Source organism: Colidextribacter sp. OB.20 (assembly GCF_009911595.1).
GTDB lineage: Bacteria > Bacillota > Clostridia > Oscillospirales > Oscillospiraceae > Lawsonibacter.
In genome coordinates this window covers 1-21,669 of record NZ_QWKG01000075.1, presented here as the reverse complement: position 1 = coordinate 21,669, position 21,669 = coordinate 1, and the positions used below count along the sequence as shown (strand labels likewise).

Below are 21,669 nucleotides of genomic sequence, written 5' to 3'. Positions count from 1 at the left end.
CTTTTTTCCCTCCTCTCCGCCACAAAACTACATTTTTTCCTCGGCGTTTTCTTTCATTTTATCATTGGCGCTGACAGCCGACCTGATCGCGGACTATGACGCTGAGTCTCAAAAGGCGTTTGTTGAAATATGCTCCATTGAAGGTTATCAGGTCAACAAGGCCACTGTAAAACATATAGTCAGCAAATGCCCACCGCCCACTGCTGACCGTCAGGCTGTTTTTGTTGCTTGGCATAAAGCCCGAAGTGCAGCAGAAAAACGGTTGATGGCCCCGCCCAGGAGGATATCCTTTGACCGGAAGCGGTTTGCCCCCTACTTGGATAAGTTCAGCAGTGACCGGGAAATTGAAAAGCTGTTCCTGGAGTTTCTGCAAGAAAGGGCCAAGGTTTCATAGACTAAATCAGGGCAGCCTCATTATATGGGGCCGCCCTGATTTCATAAGGCTATTTCTGGTTGAGAATATCCATAACCTGTTCCATGGATATTTTGAAACGCTCGGCAATTACTGTGGGATCAAGGATGTCCTTTAATGCAATAATTGTATCTTTGAATCCTTTTTCCATGCCTTTTTCTATGCCCTCTGCGCGGCCATCTTCCAATCCGTCCATATAACCTACTCTGCGTTCATCCATCATTTTCTGCGCATACGTCATATATGACACCTCCAATGCCTTATCACTGCGCACCTCTTGTATCCGTTCCCGGGCCATCTGCCCCAGGGGCGTCTCATAGGGCTGCTCCAAATCGTTCGTGCGAACCAAGTCTAAAAACTCTAAAATCGGTTTGCCGGCGTTGGCTTCCGTGTACCGGCTGTTGAGGAAATACACATGGGAACCATCCTCATAGGGGACATTGGTATCCTTCAAGAAAGCTATCCGCTCGCCCACCGCCTTGCCAATGTGGAAGTAATCGAAGTCGCAGACGAATATGATGTAGCTTTCGGAGAGACTAGCAAAGTCCGCACCCTTGGGCAGCTCATTGCGGTCGATACCGCTCTGGTAAAACCTGACCCTGCGTGGCAGATCGTCCTTCCGGTCCGCCTGTATCTCCACATTAAAAACAGTGCCCTTGTCATCTTTCAAATATACGTCCAAACGGATGCCATGGTACTCATAGCTGTCGCTCATTTCTTTTTGGCGGTCGAGAAATTCGATTCGCTGAATCTCAATACCCAACAGCGCCTCCAGAAACAGCCTGCATATCTCCTCGGAGCGCATGACCTGCCCAAACATAAAGTCAGATTTCAATGAAAGTTCGCTGAGTGGGGTAATGGTATATTGCTTCGGCATGGGGCAACGCTCCTTTTCACTGTTTCCTGCTATAGTATAGCACAGAAAGCCCCTTCGGTCAATTTGCGGGCCGGTTTTGCAATAGAAAATTTTCAATTTCAGCTTGATGCCTGTGGGCGTCAGGCTATTTTCATACCTGGAAGGGGGGGATAACACATGAACAACTATCAACGGCCCCACAGCCCTTTTGAGGACTCCGCCGCCCAACGGCTGCGGCGCATGGGCCTGACAACTGAGGACGGCTCCCCGGAGCGAGACGCTATGTCTGTTTTCGCTGCTATCTTTGCCGGCCAGTTCTTCGACGATCTGTGCGACTATTACCAGGATCACGAGAATGTCCAGGAGGTTATCGCGCAAATCTTCCACACAGCGGAGCAGGCAGACCCAAAGCAGAAATTTCTCCTGATCTGCCTGCAATATGACAGCATTTACCGCTCCCTGCCTGACCCGGTGTGGTGGATCAGCGGCAGCCCGGCCTTTGCTGAACTGTTCGCCGAGGACTTTCTGGCCCACCTAAAGCGGCTGGCAGAAAATACATAAGGAAAGGTTGAGAACATGGATCGTATCAAAATCTACAAGCCCCCGGATGGCCCTGCCCAGACTGCGGAGTTCATTGAGGGGCTGGAGCCTAAGCTGCGGGACAAGGTGATCCGGCAGATACTTTATCTCTCCCGGATGTCACCCGCAGAATTGAGAGAGCCCCACTACAAGCACTTCTCCATTGAGAAGTACCAAAGTCTCTACGAGCTCCGGGAGAGAGGACGGGTGGTAGTACGAATCATCTTCACCCCCTGCCCCAACGGAGACTATCTGCTGCTCCACGCCTTCGTGAAACGCCAAAAACGAGACACGGAAAAGGCATTGGAGCACTCACTCAGACTGCTGGCGTCGCTCTGGGACCACCCGGAGTACGCAGTAGAATATATCGTCAAGGAGGAAAACCGCAAATGAAAACCATTGTACCCATCACCCTGGCGGCCGCGCTGGCGTTGTCCAGTGCGGTATTTTTCTGGAAAAGGAGGGCCCGGAGATGAAAAGACTGCTCACCTGTTTGCTGCTGGCGGCGGCTCTGGTAACCAACGCCTGCGCCCTGGAGGTGCCCACCGATACCACCATCCAGAACCTCAACGGGAGCCAGCAGCTCATCAAGACCTACACCCTGCCCCCTGGCGCAGACCCCCAGCAACTCATCGAGGAACCCTTCGAGCAGGAGGGCTACCGCTACACCTTCGCGGACATCGTGAAGGAGGAGAACCAGGTCTCGGACCGCAAGTACCACACCGAGACGGTGACCCTGGAGACCGGCACCAAGGACCTGGGCAAGATTCTGGAACAGCTGGCTACTACGCTGGACTACGATGACGGCACCTACTCCGGCGTCCTGACCCTGGATCACACCGCCATTCGCACCGAGGCCTCTGGCTATACCGGCCAGGCCAAGAACGTCACCGCCACCAAGACCATCGGGCCGCTGGATCGCAACGACATGTCCTATGTCCCGGCCACCACCGTCAAGGACGGCGTGACGCTGAACCTGTCCAACGTGGATTGGCAGATCATCGGCACCGATCTGGTGGGGGACGCCCTAGCCCCGGCCTCTTATCAGGCCGTAGCCACCTACTCCGGCAAGAGCTACCACAAAGTCGCCACTGGGTACATCACCTCCGCCGACTATGTGGGCGAGGTCACCCGGAACGATGTGGAGAGCGTTACCTATAAGGTGACCTACCTGGGGGCCGAGGCTGACAGCGCTGGCCTGATTATTGACCGGGCCTCCGGTCTGACGGCCGGCCTGCCTGGAAAGGTCCTGCCCTATGCCCTAGGTGTTCTGGGGGCTGGGACAATCGCTACCATGGGGGTGCTGTTGTTCCGCTCCAGCCGGGCACTGCGGCAGCTCCAGGAGGAACCGGAGGACGAATCTGAAGAGGAGGAGACGAAATGAAAACCTGGAAAACTTTGAGCAAAGCAATCCTGCCCATCCTGGCTATGCTGGTCTTGGCTCCCTCCGCCCATGCGGCGGCGGACTACTCTTTTGAGACCACCGCTCCCCAGGACTACTATAAGAGCACCAGCTATGAGGACATTTACGGCAGCCAGTACAACTACGGCGGCAAAAATGTAGTGGACTACCAGATCCCCGAGCTGGAGTACGGCGTCCAGAGCACCACCATGACCGGCGTGATGGAGCGTACCACCCTCCCGGGGCTCCAGCAGTCCGTGGCAACGGGCGGGAGCGGCTACAGCGTGGCCGGCGGCGGACCTATTACCGAGCTGGTAGAAGCCGGTAAGCCGGGCTCCGCCGTTACCCCCACACCCACCATCCCCACCTCACCCACCTACCAGCCGCCCTCCTACACCAGCGCGGAGGGTATGGCCTACAAGGACGGTCATATTGGCACCATCAAGATTCCCTCGCTGAAAATCGACATGAAGCTGTGGGAGGGCGAGACCAACGCCAGCATGAGGAAGGGCCTGGGGCATTACAGTTCCACCTCCGCCTGGGATGGCAACGTAGGGGCGTGCGGCCACAACCGGGGGACCAAGTACGCCATCGGCACAATCAAAAATCTGAAGCAGGGCGACACCATCACCTACACTACCATGTACGGCACCCGGACCTATGCGGTCACCCTGGTAAAGACCATCTCCAACACCGACTGGAGCTACCTTCAGGCCACCTCCGACAACCGGCTCACCCTCACCACTTGCCTGGCCGACCACCCCGAGAGCCGTGTGGTGGTCCAGGCCGTGGAAGTCCGTTCATAAAAGGTTTACAAATAACCTTTTGCGGCGAAACCCCGTGAAAAGCGGAGGTGAAACGGCCGAAATTCAACAAATACGGCAAGGTTCAAAATATCGGCAAAGGGATTTAAAATAATCCTTTGACATGGTCCGGATTCCGTACTATGCTCAAATCAGAAGGAAGAAACAAGTTGATTTTGGGTGCTGAAAGGAGTGCAAAATATGAAACGGATCTTGACCTTGCTGCTGTGTGCCGCACTGACACTCTCGCTGGTTGTCCCCAGCCTGGCTGCTCAGTCAGAGCAGGAAACGGCGGCGGCCTGGCTGAAGGAAAACGGTATCCTGACCGGCGACCAGAACGGCAATCTGAATCTTGACTCCAGTTTGACCCGGGCGGAGCTGGCCGTGATCCTGACCCGGCTCTCCGATGATACCGGGGATATGGGCCGGAACGCAGCCTACTACCGCACCATCTGTCCCTTCACCGATGTTCCGGAGTGGGCGATGCCCTACGCAGGCTACTGCGCCGAAAAGAAGCTAATGGCTGGGTACGGCAACAAACAATTCGGCCCCAACGACCCAGTGACCCCGGCAGCAGCCTGCACTGTTATGCTCCGGTATCTGGACTGCCCGGCCAACCAGTGGAGCTATGCCACCGCCTGCGACAAGGCGACCGAGCTAGGCTTGCTCCCGGTCGAGGCAGCCGCTGGCCCATCCATCACCCGGGGCAACATCGCCATCCTGATCTACCGGGCGCTGAATGGTGTCAATCCTGGAAACGGGGCAGACACAACGGTTTCGGGTGTTGGGGACGGATACCTGACCAACGGCAAGCCCATTACCGAGAACAATGTGCTGGAGTTGCTTCACCAAATTGAAAAAGATTGGCCGACTGGCACTGTTTGGGGCACCCACAACACCCCCGGGACACACAAAAATGAGATCCCCAGCACAGTCAGCGGACGGATCATGCGCAGTTACGGCGAAAGCAATGTATACGGTTGTGGCGCATATGCCAGCATGGTAAGTTCTCTTATTTTCGGCGATGCTGCAAATTCTGGACGTAAACTGGATGACATTAGTGAACTGCGGCCTGGAGATATTGTTTTCTTGGTCAGCCCAGAAGGAAAAGTAGGGCATGTGGCTGTGGCACTTGAATCCCCAAATCAAGAAGGTCGTTTCCACCGCACTGATGGGAACCATGGCGAAACAGTTCAATGGCCTGATGCAGAGAGCTTACGAAGTTATAGCTTGTCTGGATTTTCTGGATACAGCCCACGCCATTTGGAGGTCTGGACACGCTACCCTGAGAGTGTACCTTATACCGGGAATAGCATTGAGGTCTGGCCTATAGATTCAAAGAAATAAGGAGAACAGATGCACATAAAACCACCGATTCCCCGTATGAACAGCCCTAATTATAAGTAAAGAACCACATCCACAAGGACTGCACAATTCTGTGCGGTCCTTTTTCACACCAAAAATCCATTATAAGGAGGAATTTTCAATGCTGAAAAGTATGAAAGCACACTGGAAACGGGCAGTTACCGGTCTACTGGCCGTGGTCATGTCAATCGGTATGCTCCCGGTCTCTGCCTTTGCCGCCGACACAGGCGGCACCACCCCTTACGCCCCCACGGGAAATTTCGAGCTGAACGTGGCCGGCACCACCGCCTGGAACGGCGGCAATGGGGCCCTCACCGTCTACAAGACTGAGAGCGGCAGCACCCAGGTTGCCACCATTCCCGTTGCTGTAGCCTTTGCCCTTCTGGAGGACAAGGGCGGCAACCGACTAAAGATTGGCTACCAGGACGACGGCTGGACAGGTGCCAGCTTGGACGGCATCGGCTGGGTAGACAAGGACAGCGTCCTGGTCAATCTGCCCGACCTTTTCCCCAGCATCGCATACGAGTCGGACGGCGGTAAGCTATTTAATTCCCGCTTGACCCGGTTTGAGTATGTTATCCCCGGCTCCTATGCCCTGGCCGAACAGCTGGCACAGCTCCAGCAGGAGGCTATGGCCAGCGGTGACACGCTGGTGGTCCGGCAGAGTGACCAGGCTGTGATCGTCAGTCAGGCCAAGGGCGACCCCGCCCAGCTCCATAGCTACACTCTGGATGGAGTGACCTACCAGAAGTATGACGCCTGGACGGAGTATAAGACGGCAGATGACAGCCTGAGCGATTTCAGCTATGATTTGCCCTATACTATCGACCGGGCCTACAGCGCCGATCCCAGTGTGACCCTGACCATGTTCTATCCCCAAACGGTCAAGCGCGCCCCCTCTAAGGTAAGCGCCAGCAATCCCACTGGAGGCGTGGGTGCCTACAACCCCGGCAGCCCCGGAGGCAAGAAGCCTACCACCTCCGATGTGACCTGGTCCACCGACCCCGAGCGGACGTTCCTGCGCTTCACTCTAATCGAGTTTCCCCAGGGCGTTGTCACCGACCTCAACAACGGCGATTATGCTACCTGGCATGTGGTCGGCACTCCCCTCAATGTAGTCTGGAGCAAGGGCAGCGATGGCAAAACATGGTCCGCCGATAAATGCCGCAGCGATATTACTTGGTACAACTCCCAGGCAGTCCGGTACAACAGCATGGGAGCCAACGCCGCTCAGCTTATGGCGGGATCGTCTGTAGCACATGGCGTTTACTCCTATGACGCCACTCAGGGACACAACAAGCGCTGGGTGACTACCGCAGATGAGTTCCAGGCGGCAACCGGTATTACGGATCAGCAGAAGGAGCAGATGTTCCACTGTAACTCCAAATCCTGGTCTACCGGCTGGAAGGACAACGATTATACCTCTATGTGGGGCACTGATGCGGAATCTGTTACTCCCGGAAACCTTTATAAAGTGAATAAGGCCAACGACGCTTTTCTCTATCTGCTAAACCGCCTGAGTGAGCGGGACGATGGCGCAGGCGGCGACATCGCCGGGTGGAGCAAGGACGAAGCCATGGAACGCTGGTCTGAGTATGTCCACGACGCGGACGGCAACCTGCGTACCAAGTACCGGATCATTGTAGAAACCGGCGCTATCATCCGTGACCCGGATGGCGGCCGCCGGGCGTTTACCCTCCGGGACATGATGGCCTACTCCATCTATAACAACGAGGGCAGCGGCCAGTACACATTGATCCACGATCAATCGTCCACAATGGTCAATATGGCACAGTGGATGCGGCAGGCCAAAGATAACCAGTTTTTAGAGTACCCGCTCAAAGAGGACGGCACTCCCACCGGCGAGGAGCTGCACTCCACCAACGGCTTCACCGAGGCGGACAGCTTTGTAGATACTATCAAGTATGCCCGGCCCCTCCGGGATACCATCTTCAATGAGCGGCGTTCCTTCGGCCTCCACATATTTTCTCCCTTTAACTTTGAACGAGGAGATCAAGTTGTCCCTTATTTGGAAGTGACAAAAAGGGCAGGAGCAGAGATTCCAGAAGGAGAAGAATGGAGTTTTACTGTAATCTATACGTCTGGTGCTCCCACCAACTATACAGCTACTAAATCTGTGACTGAGACTGCAAATGGGTTGAAGTTTTCACTGAAAGCTGACGAAACAATCCATATTGATTTTGTAGCCGATTCATCTTTCCGCTTCGAGGTTACAGAGGATGATCCCTCTCAGCTAACCAGTATCACCGGCACTGGCGGCACTGCTGACATGGCGGCCAAGAAATTTACCAGCAGCGGCGGAGCCTCCAAGGTGACCTTTACCAACGGCACAACTACCGAAAAGAAGCCGGTCTATCTGAAGCTGAAGAAAATCGCGGCTGAGGATAAGCGGCCTCTCTCCGGCGCTGTGTTCAGCGTCTATGCGGACACCTCTTGCAGTGGCACAGTCCTAGCTACCATGACCACTGGCTCTGACGGTACTGCCAGCACCTCCGTTCCCAATATCGTGGAGGATGGCGGTTCTGTTACGCTGTATGTCAAGGAGACAAAAGCCCCCGCTGGCTGTACCCCGCTGGTCTCTCCCTTTATCGTAACCTGCAAGGCTCCGGAAAACTCCACCCAGGCCGGAGCGGTCCAGGTGGGACCTGCGGCGGGCATTGAAAATGGCGGTATTCCCACTCCCGGCAAGGCAATCCTCTACAAGCGGGACGCCAATACAAACGCTGGTGTCGGGCCTACCACCTTCAAATTCAGTTCCGTGGTAAATGGAGTCTATGAGTTTGACACCGATTCCTCCGGTACTCTGGAGAGCGTCCAGCGGTGGGACCCCACCGAGGCGGCGGGCAAATACATCAAGCCCGGCGAGTACGCTGTGACGGAAATCGTACCGCCTCCCAATTACGAACCCACCACCGAAGTCCAGCAGATCAAGCTGGAACTGGATGCGGACGGCAATCCCATCCCCGCCGGGCCCCTAGTATTCAAGAACTTGGCGAAGGTCGGATTGAAGATCGTGAAATATGACCGGCAAAGCCACCGGCCCATGGCGAATGTCACCTTTGAAATCTTCCGGGACGGTGTTTCTCTGGGGCATTACGAAACCAACCAGAGCGGTGAGATTCTGCTGACCGGCATTGAGCCTGGCACCTATCGGGCAGTCGAGGTGGATACTGGGGACAGCAGTCACATCAAGGACACCGCCCCCCAGGAGATTGAGTTGACCGCCGGCTGTGGGACAAAAGAGCTGTTTTTCTTCAACGATACCAAGCCCGGCCTGAAGCTGGTAAAGGTGGACAGCGCCGACCCGTCCAAAACCATTTCCGGCGCTAAATTCCGTATCCGGGCCGTGGACGGCAGCTTTGGCCCGCAGGAATTTGTAACCAACGGCAGCGGGGAGATCGACCTTTCCAATCTTCCCGAAGGTTCCTATGAGGTCACTGAGATAGAGTGCGCCGGGTATGTTATTGACAATGCCCAGCGCATTATTCATCTGAGGGCAAACGACCGGGCTGAATTTGTCTTTACCAACACCAAGAAGCCCAGTTTCCGCCTGGTGAAAACCAGCGCGGATGGCACTCCTCTGGATGGCGTGACATTCCGTATTGCCCCCATTGGGGACGCCAGTCACTCCATCGACCGCACCACTCAGAATGGCGGCGAAATCTTCGTGGAGGATTTGGAGCCTGGGATTTACTCGGTGCAGGAAACCGCCACCTTGCCCAATCACATTCTGGACACCACGGAGTACCATGTGGAGCTGTCTCCAGGTAAAGTCTCTGAGCTGCGTCTGAGCAATGACAAAAAGCCCGGTTTCCGCTTGATTAAGACCAGCGCAGACGGAACGCCTCTGGATGGCGTTACCTTCCGCATTTCCAAAATCGAGGACGGCAGCCGGTATATTGACCGCACCACGAAAAACGGCGGTGAGATCTTTGTAGAGGATTTGGAGCCGGGTATGTACTCCGTGGTGGAAACTGCCACCTTGCCCGACCATATTCTGGACAAGACCGAGTACCATGTAGAGCTGTTCCCCAACAAGACCTCCGAGCTGCGGGTGAAGAACGACAAGCGGCCCAACCTTATTATCTGGAAACGGGACGCGGACACCGGCGAGGTCGTCCCCAACACTGTTTTCCTGGTAAAGTCCGCAGATGGCCACAGCGTCAACGAGGTCAAGACCGGCCCGGACGGCAAGGGCACTCTGGAGAATCTGCTCCCCGGCGTGTACGAAATTTCTGAGAAATCTGTCCCGGAGCCCTACCTCCAGGATGCGGCCAACCAGCTTGTGACCCTCTATCCCAACAAGGACCGGGCGGTTCTCTTTGAGAACCACAAGCGGCCCACCATTGAGATCATCAAGGAAAATTCCATCACCCATGAGCGGCAGGCCAACGTGCCTTTCCAGGTCTGGTACGCCTCTAACAACACCAGCACCGGCGAATACAACGACCTGGGCATGTTCTACACCAACGCAGAGGGCCGCATTGTCCTCACCGAACCGGACATCTTCCTCCGGGATGGCTGGTTCCGGGTGAAGGAGCTGGAACCGCCCCACGGCTTTGCTCTGGCCGACCCCGACACCCAGGAGGCGTTCATCCCCTCCGGGACAAGCCACACCTTCCTGTTCCAGAACCGGCCCCTGTCGGCCATTTGCGTTTGGAAGTATGACAGTGTCAGCCCCAACATGGCCATTGAGGGGGCGGTATTCCAAATTCGCTACCTCTCCGGAAATACCTCCGGGACGGGCGGCACCGTGATTGGAACCTACCGCACCGGGCAGAACGGCTCCTTTACAGCCACTGGCCTCCCCGCCGGCACCTATATCATTGAGGAGCTGTCTAGCGATGGCGACCATGTGATCGACACCCCGCCCCAGACCGTGTACCTCTCCGGCAACGATCAGGAGGTTATTCAGGTCCATTTCGGAAACAGCCCCAAGGGCTCCCTCCTGGTGAAAAAGGTGGATTCCGTCACAAAACAGCCTCTTTCTGACGTTGAATTTTTAGTTACCGACAGCAAGGGCAACGTCGTTGGCGACGCCAACGGCACGTTCGTGACGGACAGCACCGGCAGCTTCACCGTCAGCGGTATCGACCCCAGCACGACGCTGATCGTGAAGGAGGTTCGGGCCAGGGACGGCTACATTCTGGACGATGTACCGCAGACGGTCACCATCAATGCAGGCCAGACCGTCACCCTGGAGTTTCGCAACCAGCCCATGGGCTCCCTGCTCATCCGAAAGGTATGCAGTGTCAACCCCAGCATCACGCTGGCGAACGCAGAGTTTAAGGTGGCCTACTCGGACGGCAGCCTCATTGGGGATTCCAACGGCGTTTACCGTTCGGACGAAAACGGGGAAGTGCGCATCGAGGGCCTGACCCCTGGCCGGAGCGTGGTCATTACCGAGACAAAAACCCCCGCCGGCTTCCTGATTGATACCCAGTCCCAGACTGTGGTGATCCAGGCGGGCAAGACAGTCAGTGTGACCATGAAAAATCAGCCCAAGGGCCAGCTCATTGTCCAGAAGCGGGATTCTGCCACGAACAAGCCGCTGCCCGGCGCACAGTTCCGTATTACCACGGCCGCTGGCTGTGAAGTGGGCCTGGACGGCGTGATCGGCACCGCTACTCTGACTTCCAACGGCATTTTTACTACCGATTCCCAAGGTGAAATCCGGATCAGCAATCTCGCTCCGGGAGCCTATGTACTGTCTGAAATCAAAGCCCCGGACGGTTACGTCATGGACAACCCCAGCACCAATGTAGTGATTGGCCCCAACGGCGATACACAAACGGTCATCATAACCAACACCCCAAAGGCCACATTGACCATCACGAAACGGGACGCTGTGACCCGCAAGCCTTTGGCAAACGCTGAATTTATTGTCCGGGACAGCGAGGGCCACGCTGTCGGCCCCACCAACGGTATCTACAAAACCGGAACGGACGGCACAGTAATTGTCTCCGGACTGGAGCCTGGCAGTACCATCGTGGTGTCTGAAACCAGAGCACCTACAGGTTACATCCTCGATGAGACACCCAAGAGCATTGTGGTGAAGTCTGGCATTTCCAACAGCCTGATTTTTGACAACCAACCGGGCACCACTCTGATCATCAGGAAGTTCATCGAGGGCACTGAGAACGAGCCCTTGAGCGGGGTGTGCTTCAAGGTAGTGGACGGCTCCGGGGCCGCTGTAGGTCCGGACGATGGGGGCTACTATACAAATAAGGCCGGTGAGATTGTTCTGGAGGGTATCGAACCGGGAACAACCGTCATCGCCCGTGAAATCAAGACTGTGGAGGGCTATGTTCTGGATGGCACGCCCCAGGACATTCTTATCAAGGGCGGCGAGGTACAGCAGCTGACGTTTTGGAACAAGCGGGCCGGTACGCTGGTGATTCAAAAGAAAGACAGCGTAACCGGCAATTTTATTCCCGGCGCACAATTCCAAGTGACGTATGCCAACGGTGGGTACGTTGATAACGACAACGGCCATTTGAGCAGCAACGGCCTCTATACCACCGATGACAAAGGTGAAATTCGGATTTCCGGCGTGACGGGCACTATCGTTGCCAAAGAGGTCAAACCAGCCCCCGGCTATGTGATTGACCAGAGCACCCAGACGCAGACGGTCACGGTCAACCCCATGGACACACAAACTTTAACTTTCCTCAACGAGCCTCTGTGCTCCCTCACGATCACGAAAAAAGATTCCGTGACCGGCAAACCGGTTCCCGGCACCGAGTTTACCGTGAAAGACGGCAATGGCAGCGTCCTGGGCCGCTACACCACCGGCAAGGATGGGACTGTGACAGTCACCGGCCTCGTGCCTGGCAGTACAATCGTGGTTGTGGAAACCAAAGTCCCCAGCGGTTACGTTCTCAACAGCACACCCCAGACCATTATTGTGAAAAATGGTTCCAATTCCGTGAGCAGCGGCGGAACCACTGGCGGTACGGCCAATCCAGGCGGAAACACCAGCACTGGCGGCGGAACCAACGGCGGCAATGATCTCACGTTTGAGAACGACCCCAAGACCCGGTTGATTATTGAGAAGTATATCACCGGAACCACTACTCCGTTGAAGGGCGTGACATTCCTGGTCACTGAGTCCAATGGCAAGGTGCTGGGGGCTAACAACGGCGAGTACACCACCGATGAGAATGGCCGCATTGTAATCGAGGGCCTGGAGCCCGGAGTGACCATCATTGCCAAGGAAATCCGGGGCCTGGACGGTTATGTTCTCGACACCAGCCCCAAAACCATCCAGATCAAGGTGGGTGACGCTCAGACCTTGAAGTTTTACAACACTCCTGTGGGCGGCTTGGAGCTGATCAAGGTGTCCGAAGTGGACAAGACCCAGCGGATCAAGGGTGTGACCTTTGAAATCCGCAAGATGGACGGCGCTCTGGTGGACACCGTGACCACCGGGGACCGTGGCCGGGTCCATGTCTCCCTGGACGCGGGCGACTACTACTGCGTGGAGGTCGAGGCGGCGGAGGGCTTCAAGATTGACAGCACCCCCCACTACTTCACCATCCGGGACAACGAGACCACCACACTGACCGTGACCAACGCCCCATTCAGCGGTATTATCCTGCACAAAATTGACAGCGTGACCGGCCTGGGGATTTACGGCGTGAAGTTCTTGGTCTACGACCAGAACAAGAATCCCATCGGGGAGTATTCCACAGATGATTCCGGCTATATCTACATCGACGATTTGACCATCCAGGGCAAAGGCAAGCTGTTCATCCGTGAGTTGGAGGCTGCACCCGGCTATGAGCTGGACAAGGAATACAAAACTGTCTACGTTCAGCCGGGCAAGACCATTGAAATCACCTGGGAGAACGTCCCCATCACGGGCCAGTTCCAGATCCACAAATTCGCCGCTGAGTACAACGAAGTCACCGGGACCCCTGCCGGCGCTCCCCTCCAGGGCGCGGTCTATGAGATCAGCGAGGCCCGCTCAGGCAAGGTCGTCGATTATATTACCACCGACGCCAGAGGCGTGGCCGCCTCCAAGCCTCTGCCGTTAGGGCGCTATAAAATTGTGGAGGTTACTGCCCCGGCCTACTGGCAGGTCAGCGGAAAGACCTTCGACGAAACCTTGGAGTATTCCGGCCAGATCATCAAGGTGAGCGATTATGACAAGCCCTCCAACCTGGGTGTGACCATCACCAAGCGGGGCAACGCCGAGGCCCTGGCCGGAAGCCAGATGCGCTATGACTTCACCGTGGCCAACACCAGCAACGTACCGCTTGAATCCTACTACTGGCATGACCGGATTCCCACTGATGCGGCCCGGGCGACCATCTTCACCACCGGAACCTACAGCGTCCGCCTCAACTACCGGATTCTCTACAAGACCAATTACTCCGGGGCCTACCAGGTGCTGGCGTCCAATCTCATCACCAGCAGTAACTACTCCTTCAGCTTAAACGCCGTTCCCACCCAGGCGGGGGAGTATGTCACGGATATTTACCTGGACTTCGGCAAGGTCCCTGTGGGTTTCCAGTCGGTGGTCAATCCCACCCTGACGGTCACCGTCAGCGGCACAGCGGCCAACGGCTACCAGCTGATCAACCGGGCTGATGTGGGCGGTAAGTACCAGGGCACCTGGCAGACCGCTCAGGCCACCTGGTTCACCGTCGTGCGCAAGCTGACGCCCACTTACATTCCTACTCTCCCTAAGACTGGCTACTAATCTGAAAAGAGGGACGGCCTTTGGGCCGTCCCTCTCCTAAATTATTGCTGTGCAAGATATGTAATCAGGTTCTTTCTGGTTAAAATTCCGCATAATACACCCCGGCTATCCACAATCGGAACAAAGTTCTGATTCAAAGCCGTCTCTACCGCTTGACTGCGGTCTGCGTCAATTTGCAGTGCGGGACAAAAATCTCTGCGTACAATGTCGCCAATCTTATATTGCTCCTGTATTTTCAAATCAGTGGTATGAACAGCCAGAAGATGACGGAGAAAATCGCCCTCGGTCACACTTCCGATGTATTGTTCCTTATCATTCAACACGGGTATGGCCGTGTAGCCGTGAATCATAAAGCGTTCCAGCCCTTGCCGGACTGTGTTGTTTTCATGAAGAAATACTGTTGACACCTTTGGAATCATTAGTTTTGCTATATTCATTACTACGATATTCCCCCTTAAAAACGAATGAGGTGATACACATTGAATATAGAACCTGCGTTTACTGTCCTGCACCGGGAGCAGCAGCTCCTGGCCTGCTTCGCCCAGCATATCGGCATGCTCGCCCAGGTGGTCTATGCCTGACCCTGGAACTCCTTCAGGTGTTCCTCATATTCCTGCTTCTCCGTCTCATTTGCCGGACGGACAGCGTATTTCCCGTAGTCGGGGCACTGTTCCGGCTGTCGGGTGCGGCTGAACAGAAAATGGCACTTATCACAAGCAAAAATCATTTTAATCACCGAGAGATAAGTATATCACATTTTCCTCGGTTTGCAAAGGAGGTTTTCTCTTGAAGAAACAAAACTTTTGGGGTCGGCTCGGCCCCCAGCTCCCCAGGTACTACGTCCAGACGATGGCTGTGGTGCTGCTGTGCGCCTGTATGGTGACGCCCGCTTTCGCCCTGGACGATATGTGGACAGTCGCCAACCGGATCATCGTAGACGTCTACGGCAAAATCGCCGGGGTCAGCACCGTTCTGGCCGGCCTGATGTCCGCCGTGGCGGTGGTAGGGGCTAAGCTGTCCAACAACCAGCACAAGGTCGATCAGGCCTGGGACTGGCTCAAGCGCATCTGGATCGCCTGGATGATTATTAACGGAATCGGGGCCTTTATTGCCTATGTAACCCCGCTGTTTAGTGGCCTGGCTACCCTGACGCCCTAAAGACGTGACAGAAAAAGATACACAGCAGCAAAAAGGGGGTGGTTACGCTGCTGGAATTTATTTTTCAGGGCTTTTTTGAATGGGTCTACAGCCTGATTCTGGACATATGGAATTATTTTACCTTGTCCCTTCTGGGCGTCATGAGTCTGGATTTCGCCTACTTAAAGACCCATATCCCCGTCATGGGAGACATACAGCAAATCCTTTTAGCCGTGGGCTGGGCGCTGCTGCTGGGCAACCTGGTATTCCAGGCTCTGCGGAGCATGGCCTCTGGTCTGGGCTTTGAGGGCGAGGACCCCAAACTGCTCTTTGCCCGGACCTTTGTGTTTGGCTTTCTGCTCCTGGCCAGCCCGCAGATCTGTGAGACTGTTCTGGGGCTGACCAGCAGCGTGATTGCGCTGCTGGAAGTTCCAAACGCTATCAATGTCCAGCTGGTGGATGGCAGCGTGATCGGCGTCTTTACCGCTTCCTGGATATTGGTTATTATCTTCGACCTTATTACCATGTTCATGGTGCTCTCTCTGCTGCTGTAGGTTGCGGAGCGGTATATGGTGCTGGCTATGCTCACCATCACCGCTCCGCTGGCCTTTGCCATGGGCGGCAGCAAGAGCACATCGGAGATTTTCGCTGGCTGGTGTCGGATGTTCGGCAGCATGTGTCTGCTCATGGCCACCAACATCGTCTTTTTCAAAATGCTGCTCTCAGTGGTGTCCACCGTCCCCAGCTTCCCGGATGTATTCCTGTGGATGGTGCTCATTATCAGCATTGTGAAGGTGGCGAAAAAAGCGGATGAGATCATCACCCGCATTGGCTTGAATCCGGCCATTACCGGAAATAAATCCAGCCTCCCCGGCGTAATCGCCTACACCGTGTTCCGAACCGCCCTGTCCATGGTGACGAAAGGGGCGGCAAACGGGATCGGCGGCGCTCTGGGCCTGACCGGAAAAGCGGCGGCGGGGGTTGGCAAGAGTGCCGGCATAGGAAAAGGCGCGGCTGGCAGAGCCTTCAAGGGCGCCGGGAAAGGTTTTGGCGCTGCGGCTGGCGCTGTCGGTGGGATTGGTGGCGCTGCGGCCCAGGCGGCCGGAGGTCCCCGCAGGACGCAGACCAGCCAGACCGATACCCGGCAGGAACGGCAGTCCAACACTCAGCAGGAACAAAACCGGCACACATCCCAGCAGAATACGTCCCAGACCCAGACCAATGGTCAGCGTCAGACGGCAGAGCAGGAACGCACATCCGGCGGTCAGAGAACTGGCCCCGGCGGTACATTCCGTCCAGACCGGTCCAGCAGGAAAACGTCGGTGCTGCCCGGTACTCGCCGAGGCTCCAGCTATGTCACACCGCCCGACAGTCAGAGCAAAACAGAGGAAAAATCCACTTCTTCCAGCGGATTCACTGGCTTTCACGGTCCCCAGGGCGGCGGCTTCACCGGAGGCCGTGGCGGCGGATTTTCCAAGGACATCCCGAGGGGCGGCGGCTTCACCAGCGAGGGTACTCCCCGTGGCGGCGGATTTTCCAAGGACACCCCGAGGGGAGGCGGCTTCACCGGCGAGGGTACTCCCCGTGGCGGCGGATTTTCTAAGGACACCCCGAGGGGCGGCGGCTTCACCGGCAAAGGTACTCCCCGTGGCGGTGGCTTTGGCGGCACTGGTATAAAAACTGATACGCTCCGTGGTGGTGGCACTTTTGGAGGTAAGCCCAGCGGCACACCCCAAGGCTCTGGTTTCAGTGGCACATTCTCCAAAACCTCTCAGAAAACGGAAATATCCCAGTCCAGTACAGCAGGAACCGGGACGCCACCGACAGCAGGAAAGCCGCCCCGCAGCACACAGCGTCCTCCCGTTTCTGAACCCCGGCACAGTAGGGATGTGCCCCCGCTACCTGCCACGCCCACATCAGGGGCACAGAGTTCCAGTCCGGTACAGCAGGAACAGCGCCGGGGCCCTGGGAAGGACAGGCCCCCGGCAAAAGGCGGCGGCTCCGCCTTCCACCCCGGCACGGCAGGAATGGTGAAGCCTCCGGCTACCAAATTGTCCAGTGGCAGTATGCCTGGCTCTCAGCCCGGTACAGCAGGAACACGCAGTACCCGGAGGCCGCCCGCCACTGAATCCCGGCACAGCAGGAATATTCCCCCAACACCCGCTGCGCCCGCGTCTGGGGCGCAGAGTTCCAGCCCGGTACAGCAGGAACAGCGCCGGGCCTCCAAGAAGGACAAGCCTCCGGTGAAAGGAGGCGGCTCCGTTCCCCGCCCCGGCATGGCAGGAACCGCGCCAGGCTCCCGCACACCGCCGGGCCAGAAGCTGGGCGGCGGACCATCGAAACAGAAGCCCACACGACAGACCAAACGGGAGGGAGGTCCCACAAGTGTATAGCGCAAAAAGCACATCTATTTTACCCAAGGTAATTTCGGGCGTTTTGGCCACGCTGCTGCTCCTGCCCTTGCTGATTTTCACAGCGCTGCCCAATACCGTGTTCGGCTACACCAGCGCCACGGACCAGGGGGTGGTGGACTTTACCGCCTCCGCCCAGCGGCTGAACAACACTTATCAGAATCTGGAACGGAAGAAACAATCGGCCCTGGAGCGCCTTGTCAACAACATTCTCCCCGGCTTTTCGGGCTACGATGAATATAAGGTAACGGACGGCTCCGGCGGCATGAACCAGAATTGGCTTATGGCCATCGCCTCTGTCCAGTACAAACAGGATTTAGCCGTCATGGACGATGACGCCCTGGAGGATCTGCTCTACGGCAAGCTGGACTACTCCGCCTCCATCACCGACCGGGTGCTGAACATCTCCGTTTGGGATCTGACCCCGGAGGCCTACATGGACCGGCTGGGCTTCTCCCGGGCGGAGAAGGACTGGGCCACGCTGCTCTACTCCGTCATGGCGGAGGACCAGCGGGTGACCGTCGGCGACACAGACGGCTCTGGGTACTACGGCACCGACTACGGCGACATCACCTTTACCAACGCTGAGACCCCTGTGGTCTACTACAACCAGACTGATGCCCGCTGGGGGAATAAGCCCTACGGCAAGACCAGTACCATCGGCCGGGCAGGCTGCGGCCCCACGGCCCTTGCAATCGCTGTGGCCTCTCTGACCAACAACAAGGTCACCCCCTATGACGTGGCCCAGTGGTCGGTGGCGAACGGTGGGCTCTGTGAGGGCAGCGGAAGCTACCACAGCCTGATCCCCAACGGCGGGCGGCATTACGGTCTGACCGTGACCAGCATTGGCCGGGACGGCAAAAAGCTGGTGGAGGCCCTGCAAGAGGGCAAGCTGGTCATCGCCATCATGACCAAGGGACACTTTACCAACAGCGGACACTTTATCGTCCTGCGGGGCGTCACCTCTGACGGCAAACTTCTGGTGGCCGACCCGGCCAGCGTCAAGAGAAGCAACAAGGAATGGGACCTAAGAATTGTCACCGGCGAGGCCAGCCGCAAGGTTGGCTCCGCCGGCGGGCCGTTTTGGGTCCTGTCTCCATGAAAGGGGGCAAATATGTTGGAACGAAAAACAAATCTGCGGGCCCTGCGCCTTCGGCACGACATTCCGCTGTCGGAGCTGTCCGCGGCCTCTGGGCTGTCCAACCAGTACATCAGCCGGGCGGAGCTGGGGGAGATTTCCCCCACGCCCCGCCTGGAGGACAAGCTGGGAGCGGCGGTGGACGCTGTGATCCTCCGGCGGCGTGAACGGCTCAGCGCGTTAGAACGGAGTTTTGCGGCCTGCAAGGGCCGCCTGCTCCAGCCGGAGGAGGGTGTCCCGGATGAATGAGACCTACTACATCCCTACCAACTTTACCGATGCCGGCCGGGTGATGGGCCTGTTTGAGATTCGCAACATGGTCGAGGCTGTCCTGCTTACCCTGCCCATCCTGTATATGTGCATCATCCTGCTGCCCCTGTCCCTGACGCCCAAAATCATGGTCACCATGACCGTTATTGTACCTGTGGGCGGCTTTGGGCTGATCGGCATCAGCGATGACAGCCTGGCCCGGTGGCTGGGCTGCTGGTGGCGCTGGCGGAAAAACCGCCGACTGATTTTTTACCGAGGGGAGTGCAAAAATTGAACATCAAAGAACTGATTTTCGGCGGCGCTGTCAAGACCGCCGGGGGCGGGGCCTGGCGGGACAGTATCCAGGCTTGGCTGCCCATTAAAAATATCATCAACGGTGTGGTCATCACCCGGGATAACCGATTTGTCAAGATTCTGGAGGTGCTGCCGGTGAACATCTACCTCAAGTCGCCCAATGACCGGCAAAACATCATTTCCAGCTATGCGGCCTATTTGAAGATTGCCCCAGACAGCTTACAGCTGGAGGCCCGCACTTTCCCCGCCGACACCGCCGCCTATGTGGACCGGATGCGGGAGTATGCGGAGGCCGAGGACAACGAGTGCTGCCGGGAGATGATTGAGGACAACATCGCTCAGATCGGCGAGGGTGTGGCCAGCGACGCCATCCGGCACCGCTTTTTCCTTATTTTCCAGTATGAGGCCAACATGAAGTCCAAGGGGCACAGCGTCGCCGCCATCATCCAGCGTCTGAACGAGGAGGCGGACACCGCCCGGCGCTACCTGGATCTGTGCGAGCTGGAGGTGCTGGAGCCCCGGTTCTCCGACGACTTTTTGCTAAAGCTGCTGTATGAGATCATAAACAAGCGCACCAGCCAGCGGGTCAAGCTGCCCGAGGGCGTCTTTGATATGACCACTGCTATTCATGGGATTTATGAGGAATAGCTATGAAAACAGGCGGCTGTTCGATGGTGACAGCCGCCCGGAAAATTCAGACTATTCCGCTGTTTGTTCAGTGCCTTTCAGCATTCCCACCACAATTTTGCCGTACTTGACCATCAGGGGGATGTAAGTGGCAACAAATACCACTGCTGCCGTTATGATGGCCGGTTTTTTCGCCTTGGGTGGCAGCAATATTCCTGCAATTACACCCATTGAGAACAGGCAGAATTTAATAAGCGCAAAATCCCGCCAATCGCTCTGCTGTAAATACGCATCCGCGCTGTTGAATAAGAATTTCATAAGCTCCCTCCTCGTTGACACATTTTGGTTTACATCTGTTTCACTTTTTACATTATAACATATTACTTTACCCCGAACAAGGTCGGAAAAATTTAAAATAAGGAGCAATACGATGCAGAAGAAAACGAAAAAAGCGCCGATGAAACCCAAGAAAAAGGGACAGGCGGAGAAAAAGAAGAACGACCAGCCCTTTTCTCTCAAACGCCTGATTATGGGCGAGGAGAAGCCCGACCTTACCGAGCTGGAGGCCGGGTCCACCACCGTTCTGGACATTCTCTCCCCCACCACCATCGACACCAAAAGCCGTGACTACATTGTAGTGGACGGCATTTTTCATGCCTATCTCTATGTGGCCGGCTACGGCTACTCCACTACCGTGGGCTCCTGCTGGCTGGCTCCGCTGGTGGAGGCGGGCGAGGGCGTCAGCCTCAGTTTCACCTTCAAGCGCCAGTCCAAGGAAAAGATCCTGTCCAAGATCGCCCAGACCACCATGGTCAACCGCTCCCGGATGCGGGACGTGGGCGATACCCGCCAGGACTTCGAGGAACTAGACAGCGCCATCAGCTCCGGTCTCTATCTGAAGGACGCCATAAATAGAAACGGGGAGGATTTTTACTACATGCACACGCTGGTTGAAGTTACCGCCGAGGACGCTGAAACCCTGGAGCAGCGGGTGACGGCGGTGGAGAAGCTGTGCGTCTCCATCGACATGATCGCCCGGCGCTGCGACTACAAAAACGAGCAGGCGTTCCTCTCCATGCTCCCCCTGCTGGCCCTGGACCCGGACGTAGAGCGGAAGTCCCGGCGCAACGCCCTTACCTCCGGGGTGGCGGCAGCGTTCCCCTTTGCCTCCTACGAGCTCAGCGACCGGAACGGAATCTTCCTGGGGCTCAACCTTTACAACCGCTCTCCGGTGTTCCTGGACCCCTTCGACGATTACCGGTACACCAACGGCAACTGCTGGATTGGCGGCTCCTCCGGGGCGGGCAAGACCTTCACTCTCCAGTGTTTGGGCGGACGGCTGCGGCAGCAGGGCAAGCGGGTCATCTTCATTGTGCCCAAGAAGGGACACGAGTTCCGGCCCCTGTGCGAGCTGCTGGGCGGGCTGTACCTACGACTGTCGCCCTCCTCCAAGGACTGCCCCAATATCATGGCTATCCGGAGAAAATCCCTGGACAGCTACGCCGGACTTCGTGACATGGCCGCCCGGGACGACTCGGTGCTGGCCGACAAGATTTCCCGGCTGATTATCTGTAAGCGTCAAATGCGGAACCGCCAGACGTTTTATGTAGTCTGGCGGTTCGGGTTGGATTTAAGAATCATCGAATT

18 protein-coding genes and 1 pseudogene are annotated in these 21,669 nt (G+C 56.6%); 15 read left to right on the top strand and 4 right to left on the bottom strand.

Annotated features, from left to right (window positions below):
• Positions 1 to 394, top strand: a 394-nt coding sequence (locus tag D1641_RS16120) for a hypothetical protein (protein ID WP_160667517.1), incomplete at its 5' end; no start/stop codon positions are given.
• Between the two features lie 49 nt (positions 395 to 443).
• On the opposite strand, the gene D1641_RS16115 is transcribed toward D1641_RS16120, so the two are convergent.
• Positions 444 to 1,289 (bottom strand): Rpn family recombination-promoting nuclease/putative transposase, encoded by an 846-nt coding sequence (locus D1641_RS16115; RefSeq protein ID WP_160667515.1) that lies wholly within the window; start codon positions 1,287 to 1,289, stop codon positions 444 to 446.
• Positions 1,290 to 1,445: 156 nt separating this feature from the next.
• Here D1641_RS16115 and D1641_RS16110 point away from each other — a divergent pair, with 156 nt between their 5' ends.
• From D1641_RS16110 to D1641_RS16085, 6 genes are all read left to right on the top strand, one after another.
• Entirely contained in the window at positions 1,446 to 1,829 is a 384-nt protein-coding gene (locus tag D1641_RS16110) for a hypothetical protein (protein ID WP_160667513.1), read from the top strand.
• Positions 1,830 to 1,844: 15 nt separating this feature from the next.
• Positions 1,845 to 2,240, top strand: coding sequence for a type II toxin-antitoxin system RelE/ParE family toxin (locus D1641_RS16105; RefSeq protein ID WP_160667511.1), 396 nt, complete (start codon positions 1,845 to 1,847; stop codon positions 2,238 to 2,240).
• Positions 2,241 to 2,319: 79 nt separating this feature from the next.
• Positions 2,320 to 3,231 carry a hypothetical protein gene (locus D1641_RS16100; protein WP_160667508.1) on the top strand — a complete coding sequence of 304 codons (912 nt, stop codon included), beginning with the start codon at positions 2,320 to 2,322 and terminating at the stop codon, positions 3,229 to 3,231.
• Positions 3,228 to 4,055 (top strand): class D sortase, encoded by an 828-nt coding sequence (locus D1641_RS16095; protein ID WP_160667506.1) that lies wholly within the window; start codon positions 3,228 to 3,230, stop codon positions 4,053 to 4,055. Before D1641_RS16100 ends, D1641_RS16095 begins: the two co-directional genes overlap by 4 nt.
• A gap of 198 nt (positions 4,056 to 4,253) precedes the next feature.
• Entirely contained in the window at positions 4,254 to 5,399 is a 1,146-nt protein-coding gene (locus D1641_RS16090) for an S-layer homology domain-containing protein (RefSeq protein WP_160667504.1), read from the top strand.
• Positions 5,400 to 5,538: 139 nt separating this feature from the next.
• Complete coding sequence (locus D1641_RS16085; protein ID WP_160667502.1) at positions 5,539 to 14,145, top strand: SpaA isopeptide-forming pilin-related protein; 8,607 nt, start codon at positions 5,539 to 5,541, stop codon at positions 14,143 to 14,145.
• Between the two features lie 41 nt (positions 14,146 to 14,186).
• Here the strand turns inward: D1641_RS16085 and D1641_RS16080 are convergent, their stop codons facing one another.
• Together D1641_RS16080 and D1641_RS19215 are read right to left on the bottom strand one after the other, a co-directional pair.
• A complete protein-coding gene (locus D1641_RS16080; RefSeq protein WP_160667500.1) occupies positions 14,187 to 14,582 on the bottom strand; it encodes a CBS domain-containing protein in 396 nt (131 codons plus the stop codon).
• Between the two features lie 134 nt (positions 14,583 to 14,716).
• Positions 14,717 to 14,872: a hypothetical protein gene (locus D1641_RS19215; protein ID WP_201757404.1), complete on the bottom strand. Its 156-nt coding sequence runs from the start codon at positions 14,870 to 14,872 to the stop codon at positions 14,717 to 14,719.
• Positions 14,873 to 14,931: 59 nt separating this feature from the next.
• Here D1641_RS19215 and D1641_RS16075 point away from each other — a divergent pair, with 59 nt between their 5' ends.
• The 7 genes from D1641_RS16075 to D1641_RS16045 are packed head-to-tail and all read left to right on the top strand — an operon-like array spanning position 14,932 to position 20,043.
• Positions 14,932 to 15,303, top strand: coding sequence for a hypothetical protein (locus D1641_RS16075; RefSeq protein WP_243149428.1), 372 nt, complete (start codon positions 14,932 to 14,934; stop codon positions 15,301 to 15,303).
• A gap of 38 nt (positions 15,304 to 15,341) precedes the next feature.
• Positions 15,342 to 15,836 carry a hypothetical protein gene (locus D1641_RS16070; protein WP_160667498.1) on the top strand — a complete coding sequence of 165 codons (495 nt, stop codon included), beginning with the start codon at positions 15,342 to 15,344 and terminating at the stop codon, positions 15,834 to 15,836.
• Between the two features lie 15 nt (positions 15,837 to 15,851).
• Complete coding sequence (locus D1641_RS16065; protein ID WP_160667496.1) at positions 15,852 to 17,675, top strand: hypothetical protein; 1,824 nt, start codon at positions 15,852 to 15,854, stop codon at positions 17,673 to 17,675.
• On the top strand, positions 17,668 to 18,795 hold the full coding sequence (locus tag D1641_RS19895; protein ID WP_347707453.1) for a C39 family peptidase: 1,128 nt from the start codon (positions 17,668 to 17,670) through the stop codon (positions 18,793 to 18,795). Before D1641_RS16065 ends, D1641_RS19895 begins: the two co-directional genes overlap by 8 nt.
• 12 nt (positions 18,796 to 18,807) lie before the next feature.
• A complete protein-coding gene (locus tag D1641_RS16055; RefSeq protein ID WP_160667493.1) occupies positions 18,808 to 19,080 on the top strand; it encodes a helix-turn-helix transcriptional regulator in 273 nt (90 codons plus the stop codon).
• Positions 19,073 to 19,375: a PrgI family protein gene (locus D1641_RS16050; RefSeq protein WP_160667491.1), complete on the top strand. Its 303-nt coding sequence runs from the start codon at positions 19,073 to 19,075 to the stop codon at positions 19,373 to 19,375. Before D1641_RS16055 ends, D1641_RS16050 begins: the two co-directional genes overlap by 8 nt.
• Positions 19,363 to 20,043, top strand: a complete 681-nt coding sequence (locus tag D1641_RS16045; protein WP_347707452.1) for a hypothetical protein — start codon at positions 19,363 to 19,365, stop codon at positions 20,041 to 20,043. The genes D1641_RS16050 and D1641_RS16045 overlap by 13 nt, the downstream gene beginning before the upstream one ends.
• 51 nt (positions 20,044 to 20,094) lie before the next feature.
• Here D1641_RS16045 and D1641_RS16040 read toward each other — a convergent pair whose 3' ends face one another.
• Positions 20,095 to 20,340 (bottom strand): permease of phosphate ABC transporter, encoded by a 246-nt coding sequence (locus D1641_RS16040; protein ID WP_160667487.1) that lies wholly within the window; start codon positions 20,338 to 20,340, stop codon positions 20,095 to 20,097.
• 112 nt (positions 20,341 to 20,452) lie between these two features.
• Here D1641_RS16040 and D1641_RS16035 point away from each other — a divergent pair.
• Positions 20,453 to 21,669: pseudogene (locus tag D1641_RS16035) on the top strand (hypothetical protein); the annotation flags it as partial.